This window comes from Legionella bononiensis (assembly GCF_016786215.1).
Lineage (GTDB): Bacteria > Pseudomonadota > Gammaproteobacteria > Legionellales > Legionellaceae > Legionella > Legionella bononiensis.
The window spans coordinates 594081-613956 of sequence record NZ_JADOBG010000022.1; the positions used below are offsets into that span (position 1 = coordinate 594081).

Consider the following 19876-nt stretch of genomic DNA (forward strand, 5'->3'; position numbering starts at 1 on the left):
ATGGATATAATTTCAAACAATTGATTGCATATCCAAATTTTAAGGGGAGGTTTTATGTCGCGTGATGCCGTATTGGATGGGCATATTTTAACTATTGTTCAAAGCAGTAAAATTGCGGAACAGATGGAGTTGCAACAGTATTTAAAAGCCAGAGGTTATGATGTTCCTCAGGCGACTTTATCGCGACGTTTAAAAAAATTGAATATTGCCAAAGTTTCCGGAGTGTATAAGGTTGTTGATTTTAAATCGTCTAATTTACCCATGATACTTGGCATTAATATTTCTGAATATGGACTCATTGTATTGCATACAGAACCAGGTAACGCGAACAGCATTGGCTATTACATCGATCAAAAATATGTGGATTATCATTCATTTGAAAATAAAGATTCAGGAATTTTGGGAACTATTGCCGGTGACGATACTTTACTTCTAATTATCAAGAGCAAGAGTTACCTGGATAAAGTAGTACATCTTCTGAAGAATGAATTTCCTTATTTAAATTTTTAATAAAGAGATTGAATGTTATTTGTAAGACCGGATTCTATTAAAGTTTAAGGGAACCATTATGTTAGAACAATCATTAAGACATCATTATCAACGTGTTTTGGTTGATCCTCTAGTCTGTCGTTTAAATAATCGAATAACGCCATTATCAATTACCTGGTTATCTGGCTTTTTTGGTTTATTATTTATTCCTTGTCTTTTATTAAATAAACCGTTTTTAGCAATTAGCTGTCTCTTAATCTCAGGATATTTAGATACACTTGATGGCTCAATAGCTCGCTTTCAAGGGAAATCAACCGACTTTGGCTCAGCAATGGACATCATTATTGACCGAACCGTTGAATTTGCAGTGATTTTTGCATTTTATCTGGTGAATCCAATTCAAAATGCCTTTTCTGCTATTTTAATGTTAGGCAGTATCTTGCTGTGTATTACCAGCTTTCTGGTTGTAGGCATTTTCACCAACAACACCACACATAAAAGTTTTCATTACAGCCCAGGATTAATGGAGCGAGCTGAAGCATTTATTTTCTTTATTGTCATGACCTTATACCCTGGATATTTTAATCCTTTAGCATGGCTATTTTGTATTTTGGTTTGCTTTACAGCATTGATTCGAATGATGGAATTTAAAAAAAACAGTAATACTGCCAGTTGATTTGTACTAAACTAAATACATTGACATAGTATCACCCAGATACTTCAAGAGAGCGGATCAACATGAAAAATCCCTTCATTCGTTCAGGTGTTGCCTGCATCCTGTTCCTCACAGCAATCTCGAGTTTTGGCAAAACCGAACAGGCGATTTTTGCCGGAGGTTGTTTTTGGTGCATGGAAGCTGATTTTGATCATCTTCCTGGAGTCATCTCGACAACTTCTGGATATGATGGAGATACCATTAAAAATCCGACCTATGAACAGGTATCTGCCGGAGGAACTAATTACGCAGAATCAGTCCTTGTAGAGTTTGACTCTAATAAAGTCAGCTATAAGCAATTAGTTGACTATTTTTTCAGACACATTGATCCAACTACCAAAGATGGGCAATTTTGTGATCAAGGTCATCAATACCGTAGTGCTGTTTTCTATTTAAATAATGAGCAAAAAACTGTGGCTGAAGCAGTCAAAAACTCACTGATGCATACAGTTCCGAAAATCTATACCGAGATAGTACCTTCGACTCAATTTTATCCTGCTGAAGAATACCATCAGAATTATTATCAAAAAAATCCGATACGCTATAAATACTATCGTTACCGTTGCGGCCGGGATGCTCGAGTAGAAGAGGTATGGTCTCATGAACCCCATTAAATACAGTACTATCGTCTGCTTTTGTTGCATCAGTGTTCTAGCTCAAGCGTACCCTGCATTTGATAAAGAACAAAAACTGAAGCAACTCACCCCCTTGCAATATGAGGTGACTCAGGAAGGCGCAACTGAACCGCCATTCAAAAACGCGTATTGGAATAATGAAGCCGAAGGAATCTATGTCGATATCGTATCAGGTGAACCCTTATTTAGTTCTACTGATAAATTTTCCTCAGGAACTGGCTGGCCAAGTTTTACCAAGCCAATCGACATGCAATTTATTACTTTGCATACAGGCAGACATTATCTGTTCTTTGTACGTACTGAAGTAAAATCAAAGAATGGCGACTCTCATTTAGGGGATCTTTTTACTGACGGCCCGCAACCTGGTGGACTCCGTTACTGCATCAATTCTGCTTCTTTAGAGTTTATTCCCAAGGATCAAATGGCACAAAGGGGTTATGGTGCTTATCTCAAACTTTTTTCTAAAAAATAAGCAATTCTTGATAAAACACGCTAATCTTAGCAATAATAAATATGAATTATAAAGTACCACTATGATTACTAATATAAACCAACTTAATACGCAACAACTCAAGGAACTCGAGGAGTTAATGGCTGTTTGTAAAAAATCTGACGGGAGCATCCCCAATACTTATACTCATATTTTAAGCCAAGTCCGTTCATTACCAGCCAGCTTGCTTTATTATAAAAAAGAACAATTAATCGGATTCTTAAGTGCTTATTTCTTTTATGAGGACGCTGTTGAAATCGCACTCATGGTAAAACCTTCAGAACGCAAACAAGGAATAGCCAGGGAACTCATCGCATCAATAATACCTCTTATTGAATACCATGAGTTTCATAGATTAATTTTCTCAAGCCCCTCTCATCTTAACGATAACTGGTTACTTGCGAAGGGATTTACCTACCTTCATAGTGAATACTACATGGAGCGAGAAGAGTTAAATCCGTTACTTGATAACAATAAATCCTTGACGTTTCGTAAAGCCAACATGAATGATATCCCCATTCTATCGGCCATCGATAAAGTCTGCTTTCCAAAACATTACGTTGACTCGGTTGAACGATTCCAGCATTTAATTGAAGGAAGAGAATACCAAATCGTAATTGCTATAAAAAATAACAAACCCATTGGAAAAGCGCATCTGCGCTGGCAGGATAATGGAGCTACTCTTTCCGATATCGCCATTTTACCCGCTTATCAAGGTAAAGGATTAGGAACCTCATTAATCACTTATTGCATCAATCTGGCATTAATTGAAGGGAAACCTCATCTTAATCTGGATGTGGAAACCCATAATCTTAAAGCGCTTAACTTGTATTCCAGACTTGGTTTTCTGATACAAAATGCTTGTGACTACTGGGAAATAAACCTGAAGCAATTACAAAAACTATAGAGTGATTCAGTGTTCTGCGTTCCCATTCATGAATCCTTTTAATACGTCACTCATTAGCGTCTTTTGATAGTCAAATACTCAACAACATTGAAACTGGTGGCATCAGTTTTACTGTCATACTAGGCCTCGTCCATTACCGCCAGTACAGGTCTACTGAAACATATATTAATTAGAACTTGACATTATTTAAACCTCGCCTTTAGTATTGCTGATGTCTGCCTAAAGGAAGGCGTTATTTATTGAACAAAAAGGACCATTAATGAAAAAAAGGGTTGTTATCACGGGCATGGAAATTACTTCTTCCATAGGAACTGGAATTGATAAATTTTGGAATGCCGCAATCCAGGGTCTTTGTGGTATCAAACGAATACAAGCCTATGATCCTTCGCCTTATACAACTCAAATTGCTGGTGAAATTACCGATTTATCACTTGATAATCTTCCAGAGTTTAATAAAAGCAAACGTTATCCCAAAGCAGCTCAGTATGCCTTGTATTGTGCTCATAACGCGATTCAACAAGCTGGGCTTACGACACAGGATCTTGCATCAGCAGGAACCTACATCGGTACAAGCCTTGGTGGTCACCCAGAGTTGGAAGTAGGCTATAAAGCATTTTTTACTGAAAGCTGGAAAAAAATTCCTCCCCTCAGTGTGATAAGAGGTATGCCTAACTCTGTTGCCAATCATATAGCCATAGCCTTCGGTATTGGCGGACCCAATTCGACCATTTCCAACGCCTGTGTTTCTTCTGGCGAAGCTATTGGCACTGCATACCAACAAATTTCCCAGGGCAATATTTCTACAGCTCTTTGTGGTGGTACTGAATCTCTGATTTGGGAGTCGGTAATGGCTGGATGGTGTAAACTTCGCGTCATGTCCACTAACAATGAAAACCCAACTCAAGCCAGTCGTCCCTTTGATTTCAATCGAGATGGAATGGTAATGGCCGATGGTGCCGGCGTACTGGTTCTGGAAGAACTGCAGCAAGCTAAAGCGAGGGGAGCAAAAATTCTCGCTGAAATTATTGGCTTTGGTGCCAGCTGCGATGCGTTTCACGTCACAGCACCTAATTCTCAAGGTCAATCACGAGCAATCGCTGCTGCGTTAAACGATGCAAAATTATCGATCAATGATGTTCATTACATCAATGCTCATGGTACAGGTACCCAGTTAAATGACAGTACTGAAACGGAAACGATTAAATCTGTTTTTGGAAAAAAGGCGTACGAAATCCCAATCACGGCTCAAAAAGCCATGACCGGTCATACTATTGGTGCTGCTGGCGCCATGGAAATTATAGCCACAACTTTGTGTCTGCAAAACGACATGCTTTTACCCACCATCAACTTGAATACTCCCGATCCTGCTTGCGATCTGGATTATGTACCCAATGTATCTCGACCCAAAGCGATAGACATAGCATTATCCAATCATTTCGCTTTTGGTGGAGCAAACGCAGCATTAGTGCTGCGTAAATACAGAGGCTAGAGCGCCGAATAATTTAAATATTTGCACATCTCGTAAACTCGACGTCCTGTGGCTTGTCCACAGGATTCAGTGATGCTAAAAGATTAATGGAGCCCGTGGACAAGCCCTGAATCTTAGTCACAAATAAGGAATCTTGAAAGAAGACTAAGTAAATAAATAACTTAAGCTAAACAATAATTCATTAGTATATAAATGGGTTAACCGTGGTCCTTTGGTTATCGTATCTCCATCACCACCCAAATAGCTTTTACCCCAATCACCCCATTCATATCCTACGGCAACTTGCCAGTTAGGATTCAGCATTAATTGCACGCCCGCTCCCAGAGTATAAGAAAATGCAACGGTTGTATTGTCAACAAACCAAGGCGACGGGTATAAATAAGGACTGACTGAGAGTGAGTTAAACCCATGGGAGTTATTAAATCCAGCGCCAAAACTACCACTGATATAAGGTTGAACAGGCTGGATTAAATTTCCTATGAGTCTGCCTTTCATTTCAACCCGAACATGATTTACTTTATACTGAAATGAATACAAATCCGGAATACCATCAACATTAACCACACCAGTAATCTTGGCATCACTGGCACCTGCGACACCCAGTCCCAATTCACCGAGGATGTTGGGTCGAACCATGCGTTGCAATCCAAAGAAGATTTCTGCGTTTGCCATCACACCGGTCTTTGAATTGTAGGTATAATGATCAAAACGCGGAATGGGTTCGGGATACAAATATTGACTTTGCCCGGGAGCTGACCAGGATGGACCACCACTTAAAGTAATTATCGATGACCAAAGTACCGGTATTTCTTCTTCATAAACCAATTCTGCAGCAGAAACACTCATTGAAAAGGAAGCACCAAGCCCGGCGATCAGTATTCTTTTTAACATATCCCATCCTTTTGATTTCAAATTAGTCATCCAGTGAAGCTCAAATAAAAAATGAATGAACTAGTAATTATCTGTTTTTATACCTTATTTAACTATTTTTTTCTATTGAAATCTAAATCATTCAGTCACAGACAAATGGAACAGTTCTCATTTCTATCCGTATTAACTCGAAAATGAAGAGTAAGGGGTATATAATCGACCTATTTTGCAGAATAAAAAGGTTAATGAATGAATACCTCCCTTTGTGATATAGCAAATCTGGTTCAAGGAGTTGTGATAGGTAATGACTCAATAATAATTTCCGCCTTATCCCCCATAGATCATATTACTCCCGGTTCATTAGTTTTTGCTGAAGGTGAAGACAATATTAAATTAGCTGAACTGTCTGAAGCAGCAGCCATATTGGTAGGACAATCAACAATTAAATCCAATAAACCACTGATACAGGTTCTTCATCCCTTCAAAGCCTTTATTAAATTACTCAATCATTTTAATCCCCCCAAAAAAACAATTGCCGGCATTCATCCAACTGCCGTCATAGGTGAAGGAGTGCAACTGGGAGAGGGTGTGTCTATAGGCCCTTACGTCGTGATTGAATCGGGAAGCACGATAGGTAACAACTGCACTCTGAAAAGCCACATACACATTGGCCATGATGTCATCATGGGAGATAACACCACCATACACGCTCATGTAACGGTATATGATAATACCCAGATAGGCTCAGGGGTAACAATTCACGCATCAACCGTAATTGGCTCAGATGGATTTGGTTATACTTTTGTGGATGGACAACACCTTAAAGTACCTCATTTAGGTAAGGTTATCATTGAAGACAATGTGGAAATAGGTGCCAATACCGCTGTGGACAGAGCCACAATGGGCGCAACCGTCATCGGCCAGGGGACTAAAATCGATAATCTGGTCCAGGTCGCACACTCGGTAAAATTGGGCAAACATAATATTTTATGTGGTTTTACTGGCGTCGCTGGAAGTACCACAACAGGTAATAATGTCATATTTGCGGCTAATGTCGGCGTGAGTGATCATGTCCGTATTGATGATGGAGTAATCCTGGGAGCCAGGACAGGTGTACCCCCAAATAAACATTTAAAAGAAGGAACCATTTATTTAGGTAATCCGGCCCGTCCCAAAGATTTGGCAATAAAACATGAGTTATCGGTAAATCGTATCCCTTTGATGCGTAAAAATATAAAAACACTGACCGAACAGGTTGCATTGCTGAATAAGCGATTAGCCCAACAAGAGGCAGAATAAATATGAAAGCCCCGTTAATACTGATTGATGGATCATCCTATTTTTTTCGGGCATTTCATGCCTTACCCCCTTTAACGAATTCTAAAGGCCAACCCACTGGAGCAGTCTATGGGGTAGCCAACATGATAAAAAAACTGATAAAGGACTACCAACCTGAAGAACTGGCGGTGGTTTTTGATGCGAAAGGAAAAACATTCCGAGATGAATGGTATCCTGAATACAAAGCACACAGACCCCCCATGCCAGTAGAACTAAGTTCTCAATTTCAACCTTTAATCCAGCTCTTACAGGCCATGGGTTTACCTTTGTTGATTGTGGATGGGGTTGAAGCAGATGATGTTATCGGTACTTTAGCGCATCAGGCAACACAACTTGGTTTACCCGTTGTCATATCGACTGGGGATAAGGATATGGCTCAATTAGTCAATGAACATGTTTCTCTGATTAATACCATGAGCAATTACAGCATGGACGTTGCCGGCGTTAAAGAAAAATTTGGCGTAACTCCCGAGCAAATTATTGATTATCTCACGCTTGTTGGTGACTCAGTAGATAACGTACCTGGTGTGACCAAATGTGGCCCCAAAACCGCGGTTAAATGGTTAGAGGAATACAAAACTCTGGATAACCTGATTCATCATGCAGAGGCTATTGGTGGTAAAATAGGAGAGCATTTACGTGCCTGTATCCCTCACTTGGCTTTATCCAAAAAACTGGTCACCATAAAAACAGATTTGGAACTTCCCTTAACCCTGGATGATTTAAAACCAAAACCGGCAGACAAAGAACAGTTAATCGAACTCACTCGAGAATTGGAATTCAAAAACTGGCTTAAAGAATTGTTAGGACAGGAAGAAAATCAACCAGCTCCGACGGATGAACCGAATACTTCATATACATCTTATGAAATCATCACAACCAATCAGCAATTGAACCACTGGTTAAATAAATTAGAACAATGCCCTGTTTTTTCAGTAGACACTGAAACAACCAGCCTTGATGTCATGGTGGCAGAAATTGTTGGCGTCTCTATGGCAATTGAAGAAGGAAAGGGAGTTTACATTCCGTTAATACATACAGACGGTAGCCCTCAACTGGAACGAGAAGAAGTATTAACCGCCCTAAAACCCATCCTAGAAAATCCTGATATTAAAAAAATTGGACAGAATATAAAGTATGATTACGGGGTGTTTAAGAATCATGGAATTACCTTAAAAGGAATAGCTTACGACACCATGCTCGAGTCGTATGTACTCAATAGCAGTGCTGGACGGCATGATATGGATACTTTAGCCTTAAAATATTTAGGCGTTAAAACCATCAGTTTTGAAGAAATTGCCGGAAAAGGGGCGAAACAGTTAAGGTTTGACCAAATACCTGTAGCCAAAGCAGGAATTTATGCCGCTGAAGACGCGGACATCACGTTACAACTTCATCATAAACTATACCCCATGATGGATGAACCATTAAGAGAAGTATTACAGACTATTGAAATGCCCTTGCTCACCGTACTTGCGGACATGGAACGATATGGGGTTTTAATCGATCCAATAACCCTGAAAACTCATGGGAATCGGTTAAAAGAACGGATTGGCGAATTGGAAAACGAAGCGCTTCAATTAGCTGGAAGACCCTTTAACCTCAATTCTCCGAAGCAATTACAGGAAATTTTATTTGATGAGCTCAAATTACCGGTTATAGCAAAAACGCCAACCGGACAACCGTCGACTGCGGAATCTGTTTTGCAGGAACTGGCTTTTGATTTCAGGCTTGCTGCAGTCATTTTGGAGTATCGCGGTCTAACCAAATTGGTATCAACCTATATTGATGCCTTACCTAAAAAAATAAACCCGATAACTCATCGAGTTCATACCTCTTACAACCAGGCTGTCGCTGCAACTGGACGATTATCCTCCAGCGAACCCAATTTGCAAAATATACCCATTCGGAGTGAAGAAGGCCGGCTAATTCGAACGGCATTTATTGCGCCACCAGGCTGCGTCATTCTTGCTGCTGATTATTCTCAAATTGAGTTAAGAATTATGGCCCACCTCTCGCAAGATCCGAATTTACTGAAGGCTTTTGCCAATGGATGGGACATACATGCCGCAACCGCCAGTGAGATTTTTCAAACACCACTCGATCAAGTCACTTCAGAACAACGAAGGAAATCGAAAGCCGTTAATTTTGGTTTGATTTACGGGATGTCCGCTTTTGGTCTGGCCAAACAAATTGGCGTTGATCGTCAGGATGCTCAACATTACATCGATACCTACTTTCAACGTTACCCTGGTGTCCTCGAATATATGGAACGAACTCGAAAACAGGCTCATCAACTGGGTTATGTTGAAACTTTATTTGGAAGACGACTCTATTTGCCTGAAATTAATGCCCGTAATATGATGCGGCAAAAAGCTGCAGAGCGTATGGCAATCAATGCACCCATGCAGGGTACAGCTGCAGACATCATAAAAAAAACCATGCTTGCCGTAGCAAACTGGCAAAATTCACAAATCAACCCTCCAGCCCGCATGATCATGCAGGTACATGATGAACTGGTTTTTGAAGTGCGTCATGAAGAAGTCGAGTCATGCACTAAAATAATCCATAATCTCATGGAGCATACGGTTGAGCTTTCTGTTCCCTTACTGGTTTCAATAGGAACAGGCGCTAATTGGGATGATGCTCATTAACAGACTGTTCAAATGACGAAATCCCCAAGTGTTACGCTTAAGGTGCCCATACAAATGGGTACTAACTGTTTTGAAGAACACTATCGGCAACGAAACAAAACGTCTGCCAACCAGGAAGAAGACCAATTCTTCCTGGTTGGCAGACAGTTTTTAAGAGTGACGAGAGCGCTTTTGCGTTTGAGATAATTCTGATTCCTGTTCCTCGGAATCTTCTTCAGGACGATCGCGCTTTGCTCTGTCGTCGCTCACTGGAACTGAGGAGGAAGCAGCAGCCCCACTGGTTGCAGCAAAGAAACCGGATGTCGATGCCGTTGTAGTGACTGATAATTTTTGCGATTCGAGAAGCTGTGCAAAATCGACAAGACTCCACAGTCGAGTGACATGATAGGAGGCACCTTTTCTAGGCGCAATACGCTCTTTCAGATACGCCTCATGGCATGGTTTCCATTCCATTTTATATTTTTCAGACAGTTTCTCTATAAACGTATTGAATTCCTGCTCAGAAATGTCCAGTCTACGAACAGTTTCTATCTGCTGATCACTTAATTCTTTCAAATCTACCAGCGCTTCCGCTATGCCACGGAGTTGCTGCAGGTTCTGAGGTGTGATTCGGGAAGAAAAATGCGCTCTTGCGAAGTCACGAAGTTCTGCATCAAGAAGCTCTGTTCCAAGTGCACGCATCAGGGGATGTGCAGTAATTGATTGAAAAATACGACGTAAGCCGCCTGAAAAACAGCTGGGCTTGTCGCCTTCGAGATCATCGTATTGCTCCATAAACTCAGTACCGTCAAGGCGTTTTGCAGGACGTTTTTTATCCCAATTATGGGCGCGATTGATGAGGGCAAGCTCAGTGATAAAATGAAACATCCGGCCATGGAGAGTATGTCCTTCAGTAGGTGCCGCCGTTGCGTCCGTTGCTGCTGCCCAAAGAAGAACGATCTCTTTGCTGTATCCTTCAAAGGAAGAATAACCCAATCCTGCCCGCGGATTATTCTCAGCAAATGACGCATTAACCGCCATCCATGGGTTGGGTTTTAGTATCCAGCGAAGCGCGGTATGCACAGTGTGTGTGTAATACGCCCTCAATGCGCTTGCGCGCGCCTCACCGGTAAGGTCAAGTCGCTGAAACGCATCCCATGACAGTGGCAGGATCAGATCCTTGCCATTAAGAGTGATGCGAGCTGGTTTGGCTTCATAACATTTGCGCAGGTAATCACGCAGCTCTTCCAATAACTGGTTTACTCTGATGGGATCTATTTTGTCCTCGCCTCCAAAAATCTTCTGCACGTAGTGTTTTTGAAGGCGGGATAAGCGACGTTTCTCCAAGGGTGTCAAGGCACGCAGGGACGATTCCCTATCCTGTGCTATGGCTCGTAAGTCCACATTGCCTGAAATGTCATCTGCATAAAAATTATGGGCTTGCGCCAATTCATACACCTGCGGTATTTCCATGAGCAGTTGAATCGCCCTCTGGTTTTCATGACGAATCGCTGCGCGCAAGAGCGCGTTTTCCTCATCGCGAACTACAGCATGTGCCTGGGCGGCCACACTGGGAATACGCAGTAAAAATTGCAGAAAATGTTGCGATGCGGGCCAGTTATGTCGAGTAAGTCCGATTGCCACTCGCAAAGCAAAAGCGGTGTTCGCCTCATCCAGCATAAAGACTTCGTTTGGATTACTCTCGGTTAAGGCTCTTGCTTCTGCTTGCCATACCTCACAACACTCGTACAAAAATACCGGCAATACATCACCACACTCCGCCTGATGCAAGAGCGCCCAATCCATGAATGTCGGATGGTGCAGAAGATGCCACAATGTATCGGGATGTCTTTTGGCACAGCGGGTGAGGCGAAATTCACTAAAAATCTCAGCGTTGAATAACACCTCAAAATCGTCAATTCCGCAAAGGCATCGGAGTACGGTGTTCAAAAACTCTGGCGTCATCGAGCGTTCCAGGTGCCGCAGGATTGATGTATCGCCATCTGCCGCAGCATCAATGTATTTATCGGCGATAACCTGGTCAGGAATCGGGGGATATCCCAGTTGCTTTAATCGTCTTTCCACATAATGCGCGGTTTCGGGATGTCGCATGGACCTAAAATAAGTACGATAATTATTACCCAAAATCGCGGCACGGATTTGTGTACCAGACATGTAAGACTCAAGGTAACGCAAGGTATCAAACTTCCGCATATTAAGAGCATTTTGGTATACTTCATAGTGATTCGACTGCGGTGCTGCCTCCATGAAATCTGAAGGCATTATTTTAAACAAATGCTGGAGTGTTTCGATATGGCCATTTGTGGCAATTTCTTTGAATACACGAAAATCGTTTTTCTGAAGTACCTGCTTCATTTCATCAAGAGTCATGAAGCCTTCAACGAGCTCCTGGAATTCACAGTGATTGTAGCGAATAGCATATTCCCATTCTTCAAGGCGTTTACTCCGGATCGCTTCATCTATTTCTTCAGGGGTCACAAAGCCTTTAAGGTACTCAGCGAGTGCAATATCATTTGTTGATAGAGCTCTTAGGATTGATACATACTTATTCGCTCTAAGTCGAAGACTAATTTCTTCACGCGATAGAAAGTGTTCTTCAAAGTATTTCGGGATTTCAATATTACCGCAGGATATGGCACAATTGTATTTTTCGTAGTTATTTTTTCGAAGCACTTCCTGAATTTCTTCTTTATTAAGATATTGTTCTATGTGCTTGAGGTTTGAAAGGCAACCAGAACCTATTGCATAATGATATACGTTATAATCTCGTGCCCTTAACTGCTGCTTAATTTCATCAACAGACATATAGGTTTCGATGTACTCTGTAATGTGGATTTTTTGACCACTCAAGGCTTCTTGATATGCTGACCATGAGTCTGCACTTAGAATACTGTAGATTTGTACCTTGGACATCTTTGATTCCAAGTGTTTGAGTATATTAATATCGTCCGTAAGGACAAAAGGGTTAAAGTCTCTGGATTGACAGGCCTCGAATACTTGTTCAGAGGTCATCCGGGATTCGAGGTGCTGCACCATCTCCAAATGACCATTTCTGATGGCGCGGATATAAGGTGTGCAACCCTCGCCTTCATAGTTAGACATTGACATCGCTACATTTATTTGTTCCGCAGTCATGCAACGTTCCAAATAGTGCAGGGTGGCCATATCACCCCGTTCTGCAGCCTGGCCATATACTCCGTAACCACCTACACTCAGCGCTTCTCTCCAAACACGGTCTTCTAACCCTGTTTGTAACTGCTCGAGCGTCAGGACATCGCGCCTGTTCGCCGCGACTCGCACCAACTCATATTGGTTAGCTCGTAATGCAGCATGCTTTCGTCCATAGGGCATCAGTGGCTCCAGATACTGCATGGTAGCGACATGGCCGTTTAAAGCAGCTCCGCGATATGCTTGATAGTAATCTGCGACAACTGCAGCTGTGATCTGTTGTTTCGTCATGTGCGACTCAAGGTGCTGCAAGGTGTCGATACACCCTTTTGCGGCGGCCTTTCGATAGGCCTCAAAGTTATTTGCCAGAATCGCGATATTGACATCTTCAGGGCGCATTCGACCTTCCAGGTATCGCAAGGTATCCACATGTCCATTGGCAGCTGCTTTTCGGTACGCCTCAAATTGATTGGTCTGAACCATACTTATGATTTGCTCTTCCGTCATCCATTGCTCAGCATATTCCAGGGTAGAGGTATGGCCGTTTGCCGCCGCTTGTAGCAGAGCGCCAAAGTCATCCGCTGTGAGCGCTTCACTCCTGTATGTCTGCGGCATCAGGGAATTCAGATGACGTATTGTCCCAATATGCCCATTTGATAACGCTTCTTTGAATGCCCGACAACTCTGGGCCAGTACAGCCACACGGCGGTTAATAGGGTGTTCGTGCTCTTCAAGATAGTGCAGAAAAGCCGTGTGACCATTTGCTGCTGCTTCGATATACACTGCAAAATCATTGGATTCAATCGCGATCCACCACTGTTCGGGTGTTAAGCACTGTTCCATAAACTGCATGAAAGAATGATTATCGTATCGTGCAGCAATGACACATCCTTGAGTCCAAAAGTGTTGCAAGACTCGTGGATGGATGTTGACATCAGGGTGCTTGATATAGCTCTCCAGAATGTCTGTTCGTCCCGCTACTAACAACGCCTTGAGCATTGATTCCAAATACTTTTTTTTAACATTCAAGAGCACAGGTAACAATTCTTCAAGTGATGCCTCTTTATGCCCTACCAACATACACAACATGGCTTTATAAGGTTTGTACGATTTATTCACATATCGTAAAAATCTGCCAAAATCGAAATTCATGTACTTTAATTCTGAACTACTTGCTTGATAATTAAATTCTTTTTCCCATATCTTCCAGGGAATTCGGTGTGCTATAGGGTGAGTGGCAAGTTGCGCAGGAGTTTCCAAATGAGGCATGCTGACCTTCTTAGTATCTATATGGTAAAAAGATGATCATTATAAGTTAATGTAAATCATTTGACAACGTTAATCACCAATACCCACCAATGTTTTGAAGAAATGCACAAAGGACATACAAACCGAGGCTTGCCAATTTATAAGAGTTATTGCTTTAAAAGGCACTCCAAAAGGAATGAAGAGTCAGGACTTGCTCAATAGCGACGCGCCCGTAATGAAACATCTTATCTCAAAGCCAACCCGTTTATTTAGCAGACTCAGCAAGATACCACGCAAGATTGACAGGAAAAAGCCTCAGCTTGCCCACCCATAAACTCACCAAAATAATAAGCCCAAGTTTTGCAAATTCGGTCGAGACTGATCACTTTGGTCCAGGTATTGTATTCATTCAATTTATGATTATGACGTTTAAACACCAGGCTAAATGCTTCCCGCATGTATTCTGAATCAGACCAGGCAATAAGAGGAAGATTGGGATATTTTTGCATCAGGATGTCGGCAAGCTCAGGTCCATTGCAGCATTGGTCATCAGAGGTTACACCTAAATCCCCATCAATGACTACCATATCCGGTGAGTTACTATTAATCACTGATAAAGCGGCCTGGCTATTATTCACAATAGTCACAGATACCTGCGTCACCACTGACTCCAACAAACGACGTAAACAAAATGCATTAAACGCACTGTCCTCGACAATTAATACTCGCATCTCGGCTCCCTAAGACTCACAAAATGAGTATAAAGGGTAAACCTTAAGAAAAACTTAAGAATTAAAATTAAATCTCGATATCATGAGCCAATAATCGTCGGTTTGCCCGGAAATAAGTAATTGGTGAATGCTCCAGAAAATCCGCTAACTTTTCCATATAAATACAGGCGAATCGATCCACCTGATAAGCAAAATAACTTTCTTCTGCTCCAGCACGGAATACTCTTTCCCACTTGGGATTATAAAACCTACTTTGCTCTTGTAATAATTTGCTAATGTGTAAATCAATGGCAGAAATTTCAAGCTGCAAATCATGAATTTGATTGTCGTATTTCTCGGATGCCTCATCAATGCTCAGAGTACAAATATTGACGTAACGTTGTTCCAGATTTTTTTTAACATTCATGGATTCGACTATTTTTCTCTCAATAGGTAAGGCTTTTAATTGCGCGGCAATCTCTTCACCTAACTCTTCAACTACCAAAGCGGTACGCCAGTTACAATCCTTTTTCAATCGTAAAATATCGCCATAGATATGATCACCGATATAAAGAATCTCATCACCGCTAACGCTCAAATTTTCGGTAAACTTTTTAGCATTTCCGCCTTGATATATTCCAGGAACTATAGCCCCAGACACATTAGTCATCGTGCCATTTTCAGGATTAACGGATAAAAAGCGTAAGTTATCATAAAAAAACCGAGGTTTATTGGCTAAAGTAATAACGTATTCAAATAAATCGTGCCAGGTTTCTCCTTTATTCAAAAAAGGAGTAATCGCATAATCCAATAACAATTTGGTGTAGGAGTATTCCGAATTGGTCAAAATAAAAATCTTTTTTCCATGACGAATAAAATGCTTTAACCCCTCAACGACCGCTTTTTCTTTTATAACGTATTTATTTAAATCTTTAATAATAATATTTTTTAAACTGCCATCCGAATGAACTTTATCGACACAATATTGGACATCCAGGGCTATGGTTTGATAATTGGGCATTTCATCTGGAAACGCATCTTTTAAATCCACCAGCTGACCATATAAAACACAGAAAGCAATCGAAAATGAAGTATCAATTGCCATGTAATTTGGATCACTTAAATCTACATAAGTACTTCTGTAGAATTTTTGCTGTTCATTATAATTTATTAATTTGGTTCCATGATAACTTTGTCTTATGGCACCATAACGACTTAACTTTAAAATGTTGCCGTTTTTACTGTCGATAACCAAACCACGTATGGCATCATGATAATTAAATTGTAAATTTTTGATGGCTTCAGGATATTGTTTCAAATCAACCAATCGTTCTTTAATCAGTTGATACACCAGGGCTTCAAAACTCTCTGAATTATAACGAATTAAGGTATGGTCCATATCCAGACCAATCAATTTAATTTTTTTCATGTTTATAATTCGATTTACAAAAACCTTATGTGCATCCATCTGTTTCAAAACCTATAAAATGAGTCTTTTAATTAATGTATTCCTGCTTATTTCAAGCTCGTAACATCGTCTGCTGAAGCAACCAGAATTTTATCTGCCAGGCGATGGGCAAACAATCCGTTCTCAACTACTCCCGGTATCTGGTTAATACTGTCTTCCAGTGCCATGGGTGTAGTAATGGTTAAATTAAATACATCGAGAATAATATTCCCATTATCCGTCACGAACCCTTCTCTGTATTCAGGATCCCCACCTAATTTAACGAGTTGTCTGGCAACAAAACTGCGCGCCATAGGAATCACTTCAACTGCGACTGGGAACGCGCCTAAATGAGTCACCACTTTAGATTCATCCACGATACATACAAATTTTTGTGCTACATTGGCAACAATTTTCTCACGAGTAAGAGCACCACCGCCGCCTTTAATCATTTCTCCGCGCTCATTCACTTCATCGGCTCCATCAATGTAAATCGGTAATTCATGTACCGCATTGAGATCGATCACGGGAATACCGGCAGCACGTAATAAAGACTCAGTTGCTTTAGAACTTGCAACACAGGCGTCAATTCTGTGTTTGATAGACGCCAGTTCCTTTATAAAGAAATTGACAGTAGATCCAGTACCCACTCCAACTACCATGTCGTCTTCGATAAAATCCATGGCTGCTTTTGCTGCTCTGATTTTCAATTCACTCATCACACACTGCCTTTTTGTCTTTGCCTGATTACTTCATATAATGAAACACCGGTAGCCACTGATACATTCAAACTTTCTACCGCTCCTGCCATAGGTAATGAAAACAGGCCATCACAGTGTTCGCGAGTCAAGCGCCTCAATCCTTCTCCCTCCGCTCCAAGAGCTATCGCCACTGTACCGGTACAATCTATTTGATACAGTGAACAATCTGCTTCACCGGCTGCGCCATAGATCCAGACACCTTGCTCTTTTAGAATGTCCATGGCTCTTGCCAGGTTCGTTACACGCACCAAGGGAACGGACTCTGCGGCACCACATGCTACCTTGCTGACTACAGGTGTAATGCTGGCGCTTTTATCCTTTGGGATCACGACAAAGTCGACACCAGTCGCGTCTGCGGAACGTAAACAGGCGCCTAAATTATGGGGATCAGTCACTCCATCCAATATCAATATTAGGCCCGGTTTTTTACTGGCCTCTAATAAAGTAATTAAATCTGATTCACCATATTCCGGCAATGGACGAGCTGAAGCGACAACTCCTTGATGGGTAAACTCTGCAAAACGCTGATTCATCTTCTGCGCGCTTAATTTTTCAATACTTACTTGTGCCTGTTCTGCCTTATCCAATACATCTTGCAATCTTTTATCAATTCTATCTTGACTGACAAAGAGCTTATTAATCACTCGATGGGGATTAGCCAATAAAGCAGTAACCGCATGAACCCCATATACAAACTGCTCACTCATTGCTAACTTCATCCTCTGCAGGCTCAAAATCAATTTTACGTTCGTCTAAATCAACGCGCGCCACCAATACCGTCATTTTGTCACCCAAACGATAGACCTGGCCGCTACGCGCTCCAATTAAACGATGTTTTACTGAATCAAAGGTATAATAATCATTTTTTAACGAGGTTACATGCACCAGGCCCTCGACATAAATTTCATCAAGTTCAACAAAGATACCAAAACTGGTGACTGCGGAAATTCTCCCTTTGAATACCTGTCCCAATTTATCCTGCATGTATTCGCATTTCAGCCAGGTCACAACTTCTCGTGTTGCTTCATCTGCACGACGCTCGGTCATTGAAGAGTGTTTGCCTAAACGATTCATATCCTCATGAGTATAACTAAACTCATAAACAGGATGATTATCCAATAAATGGCCAATTGCTCTATGAATCAATAAATCAGGAAATCGCCTAATGGGTGAAGTAAAATGAGTATACGCCGAATAAGCCAAACCAAAATGACCTTCATTCGCCTCAACATATTGAGCCTGCTTTAATGAGCGAAGCATGACTGTTTCGATCAAATGCTTTTCAGGCCGGTCACCAATCATACTCATGGTGCGCTGAAAATCTTTTGGTGTAGGTTTTCGACCCCCACCCAACTGCAGTCCCATCTCACCTAAAAATTGGCGCAGAGCCGTTATTTTATCTTCTTCGGGAGCCGCGTGAACACGATACAGAGTAGGTATTTCTGCTTTTTCCAGGAATCGGGCAGTAGCAACATTGGCGGCTAACATGCATTCTTCTATTAATTTATGCGCGTCATTACGAATGACAGGAACGATGCATTTAATTTTTTTATGTTCATCAAATTCTATTCGGGTTTCAGTAGTCTCAAAATCCATCGCGCCGCGCAATTTTCGCGTCGTTAATAAAATCTGATATAACTCATAAAGAGAGTCAAGAACAGGCCACAAATGTTGATGTTTTTCATCTGTTTTCTGCTGTTCGAGCCATAACCCAACCTGGGTATAGGTTAATCGAGCCTGGGAATGAATGACGGCACGATAAAAACGGGAACGTGATATTTTGCCATCCATACTTATGGACATCTCGGCAACCATACACAATCTGTCCACATGAGGATTCAATGAACACAAGCCATTGGAGAGCGCTTCTGGCAACATGGGCACAACTTTGCCAGGAAAATACACGGAATTACCGCGTCTTGACGCTTCTTTATCCAGTGCAGAATCCTGGGCGACATAATTACTCACATCAGCGATTGCCACATACAATTGAAATCCGCCTTTGGGCTTTTTATAACAATATACGGCATCATCAAAATCTTTAGCGTCTTCACCATCAATAGTAACAAAAGGCAGTGATCTCAAATCAGTCCGATTCTTGAGTTGACTTTCTGTAACCTGTTGCGGAATTTTTGCTACTTCGGCCAAGACATCATCTGGCCATTCAAATGGAATACCATGAGCATGAATTGCAACCTGAATTTCCATGCCCGGAGCCATATGCTCGCCTAAAACATGAATGACTTTACCAATTGCCTGTGCCCGTTTATTGGGAAAAGCAATTAATTCGACTAATACCATTTGACCGTTTTTCGCACCACTGGCAAATTCTAGCGGGATGGAAATATCCTGAGTCAAACGTTTACTGTCAGGCAGAACAAAACTCACACCATGATCCGTGAAAAATCGACCGACTACTGTAGCATTGGCATGCTCAAGTACTTCATGAATTTTACCCTCAGGCCTGCCTCGTCGATCGACTCCGGCCTGGTATGCAAGCACCACATCACCATGCATTACGGTCCGCATTTCTTTAGCGGAAAGCACCATGTCTTCCCCGCCCTCATCAGGAACAAAAAACCCAAATCCATCAGGATGTCCTTGAACTGTTCCACGGCGTAGATTGATTTTTTGCAACAGACAAAACCGTCCTCGTCTGTCCTGCATTATTTGCCCGTCACGTAACATTGCTTTCAATCGAAAACCAAGGGATTCCTGCTTGCTTTCCTCATTCAGATGCAATTTATCAAATAACTGATTTCGCGACATGGGTCGACCATACTCATCAAGAACTTCCATAATGAATTCTCGACTCGGTATAGGATCGGCATACTTTTCACTTTCCCGCTTATAAAAAGGATCTTTAGATTTTTTACTCACCTTTCACCACTTATATATTTTATTGTCATAATTAGTACTTAAACACAGTTTAGTCTGTTCTACCACTTATCTATT

At 41.4% G+C, this 19876-nt stretch carries 15 protein-coding genes; 8 read left to right on the forward strand and 7 right to left on the reverse strand.

From position 1 onward, the window contains the following. Positions 1 to 54: 54 nt before the first annotated feature. The 6 genes from IZU94_RS16085 (at position 55) to IZU94_RS16110 (ending at position 4725) form a co-directional block, all read left to right on the forward strand. On the forward strand, positions 55 to 510 hold the full coding sequence (locus IZU94_RS16085) for an arginine repressor (protein ID WP_203112987.1): 456 nt from the start codon (positions 55 to 57) through the stop codon (positions 508 to 510). Positions 511 to 568: 58 nt separating this feature from the next. After that, positions 569 to 1165, forward strand: coding sequence for a CDP-alcohol phosphatidyltransferase family protein (locus IZU94_RS16090; protein ID WP_203112990.1), 597 nt, complete (start codon positions 569 to 571; stop codon positions 1163 to 1165). A 62-nt stretch (positions 1166 to 1227) separates the two neighbouring features. Beyond that, the gene (msrA, locus tag IZU94_RS16095) at positions 1228 to 1818 is read left to right on the forward strand and encodes a peptide-methionine (S)-S-oxide reductase MsrA (RefSeq protein ID WP_203112993.1); all 591 of its coding nucleotides are present in this window, start codon (positions 1228 to 1230) and stop codon (positions 1816 to 1818) included. Further along, entirely contained in the window at positions 1805 to 2311 is a 507-nt protein-coding gene (gene msrB, locus IZU94_RS16100; RefSeq protein WP_203113001.1) for a peptide-methionine (R)-S-oxide reductase MsrB, read from the forward strand. The genes msrA and msrB overlap by 14 nt, the downstream gene beginning before the upstream one ends. 61 nt (positions 2312 to 2372) lie before the next feature. After that, the gene (locus IZU94_RS16105; RefSeq protein ID WP_203113004.1) at positions 2373 to 3236 is read left to right on the forward strand and encodes a GNAT family N-acetyltransferase; all 864 of its coding nucleotides are present in this window, start codon (positions 2373 to 2375) and stop codon (positions 3234 to 3236) included. Between the two features lie 259 nt (positions 3237 to 3495). Then, positions 3496 to 4725, forward strand: coding sequence for a beta-ketoacyl-[acyl-carrier-protein] synthase family protein (locus tag IZU94_RS16110; RefSeq protein WP_203113007.1), 1230 nt, complete (start codon positions 3496 to 3498; stop codon positions 4723 to 4725). A 144-nt stretch (positions 4726 to 4869) separates the two neighbouring features. On the opposite strand, the gene IZU94_RS16115 is transcribed toward IZU94_RS16110, so the two are convergent. Continuing rightward, the gene (locus IZU94_RS16115; protein ID WP_203113010.1) at positions 4870 to 5616 is read right to left on the reverse strand and encodes an outer membrane protein; all 747 of its coding nucleotides are present in this window, start codon (positions 5614 to 5616) and stop codon (positions 4870 to 4872) included. A gap of 228 nt (positions 5617 to 5844) precedes the next feature. Here IZU94_RS16115 and lpxD point away from each other — a divergent pair, with 228 nt between their 5' ends. Both lpxD and polA read left to right on the forward strand, forming a co-directional pair. Beyond that, entirely contained in the window at positions 5845 to 6894 is a 1050-nt protein-coding gene (lpxD, locus tag IZU94_RS16120; RefSeq protein ID WP_203113013.1) for a UDP-3-O-(3-hydroxymyristoyl)glucosamine N-acyltransferase, read from the forward strand. 2 nt (positions 6895 to 6896) lie between these two features. After that, positions 6897 to 9587 carry a DNA polymerase I gene (gene polA, locus IZU94_RS16125; RefSeq protein WP_203113016.1) on the forward strand — a complete coding sequence of 897 codons (2691 nt, stop codon included), beginning with the start codon at positions 6897 to 6899 and terminating at the stop codon, positions 9585 to 9587. 150 nt (positions 9588 to 9737) lie between these two features. Here the strand turns inward: polA and IZU94_RS16130 are convergent, their stop codons facing one another. From IZU94_RS16130 to rnr, 6 genes are all read right to left on the reverse strand, one after another. Beyond that, complete coding sequence (locus tag IZU94_RS16130; RefSeq protein WP_203113018.1) at positions 9738 to 14024, reverse strand: hypothetical protein; 4287 nt, start codon at positions 14022 to 14024, stop codon at positions 9738 to 9740. A gap of 257 nt (positions 14025 to 14281) precedes the next feature. Next, positions 14282 to 14734 (reverse strand): response regulator, encoded by a 453-nt coding sequence (locus IZU94_RS16135; RefSeq protein ID WP_203113021.1) that lies wholly within the window; start codon positions 14732 to 14734, stop codon positions 14282 to 14284. Positions 14735 to 14801: 67 nt separating this feature from the next. Next, positions 14802 to 16181: an HAD-IG family 5'-nucleotidase gene (locus tag IZU94_RS16140; protein WP_203113024.1), complete on the reverse strand. Its 1380-nt coding sequence runs from the start codon at positions 16179 to 16181 to the stop codon at positions 14802 to 14804. Between the two features lie 47 nt (positions 16182 to 16228). Beyond that, entirely contained in the window at positions 16229 to 16879 is a 651-nt protein-coding gene (gene rpiA / locus IZU94_RS16145; RefSeq protein WP_203113027.1) for a ribose-5-phosphate isomerase RpiA, read from the reverse strand. Next, positions 16879 to 17628: a 23S rRNA (guanosine(2251)-2'-O)-methyltransferase RlmB gene (rlmB, locus tag IZU94_RS16150; protein WP_203113030.1), complete on the reverse strand. Its 750-nt coding sequence runs from the start codon at positions 17626 to 17628 to the stop codon at positions 16879 to 16881. Before rlmB ends, rpiA begins: the two co-directional genes overlap by 1 nt. Continuing rightward, the gene (rnr, locus tag IZU94_RS16155; RefSeq protein WP_203113033.1) at positions 17621 to 19801 is read right to left on the reverse strand and encodes a ribonuclease R; all 2181 of its coding nucleotides are present in this window, start codon (positions 19799 to 19801) and stop codon (positions 17621 to 17623) included. Before rnr ends, rlmB begins: the two co-directional genes overlap by 8 nt. Positions 19802 to 19876 lie beyond the last annotated feature (75 nt).

Coding starts and splice junctions, on each gene's coding strand:
- lpxD (WP_203113013.1), top strand. CDS start 5,845: ATGAATACCTCCCTTTGTGATATAGCAAATCTGGTTCAAGGAGTTGTG.
- msrA (WP_203112993.1), top strand. CDS start 1,228: ATGAAAAATCCCTTCATTCGTTCAGGTGTTGCCTGCATCCTGTTCCTC.
- msrB (WP_203113001.1), top strand. CDS start 1,805: ATGAACCCCATTAAATACAGTACTATCGTCTGCTTTTGTTGCATCAGT.
- IZU94_RS16110 (WP_203113007.1), top strand. CDS start 3,496: ATGAAAAAAAGGGTTGTTATCACGGGCATGGAAATTACTTCTTCCATA.
- IZU94_RS16085 (WP_203112987.1), top strand. CDS start 55: ATGTCGCGTGATGCCGTATTGGATGGGCATATTTTAACTATTGTTCAA.
- rpiA (WP_203113027.1), bottom strand. CDS start 16,879: ATGAGTGAATTGAAAATCAGAGCAGCAAAAGCAGCCATGGATTTTATC.
- polA (WP_203113016.1), top strand. CDS start 6,897: ATGAAAGCCCCGTTAATACTGATTGATGGATCATCCTATTTTTTTCGG.
- IZU94_RS16105 (WP_203113004.1), top strand. CDS start 2,373: ATGATTACTAATATAAACCAACTTAATACGCAACAACTCAAGGAACTC.
- IZU94_RS16130 (WP_203113018.1), bottom strand. CDS start 14,024: ATGCCTCATTTGGAAACTCCTGCGCAACTTGCCACTCACCCTATAGCA.
- IZU94_RS16115 (WP_203113010.1), bottom strand. CDS start 5,616: ATGTTAAAAAGAATACTGATCGCCGGGCTTGGTGCTTCCTTTTCAATG.
- rlmB (WP_203113030.1), bottom strand. CDS start 17,628: ATGAGTGAGCAGTTTGTATATGGGGTTCATGCGGTTACTGCTTTATTG.
- IZU94_RS16135 (WP_203113021.1), bottom strand. CDS start 14,734: ATGCGAGTATTAATTGTCGAGGACAGTGCGTTTAATGCATTTTGTTTA.
- IZU94_RS16140 (WP_203113024.1), bottom strand. CDS start 16,181: ATGGATGCACATAAGGTTTTTGTAAATCGAATTATAAACATGAAAAAA.
- IZU94_RS16090 (WP_203112990.1), top strand. CDS start 569: ATGTTAGAACAATCATTAAGACATCATTATCAACGTGTTTTGGTTGAT.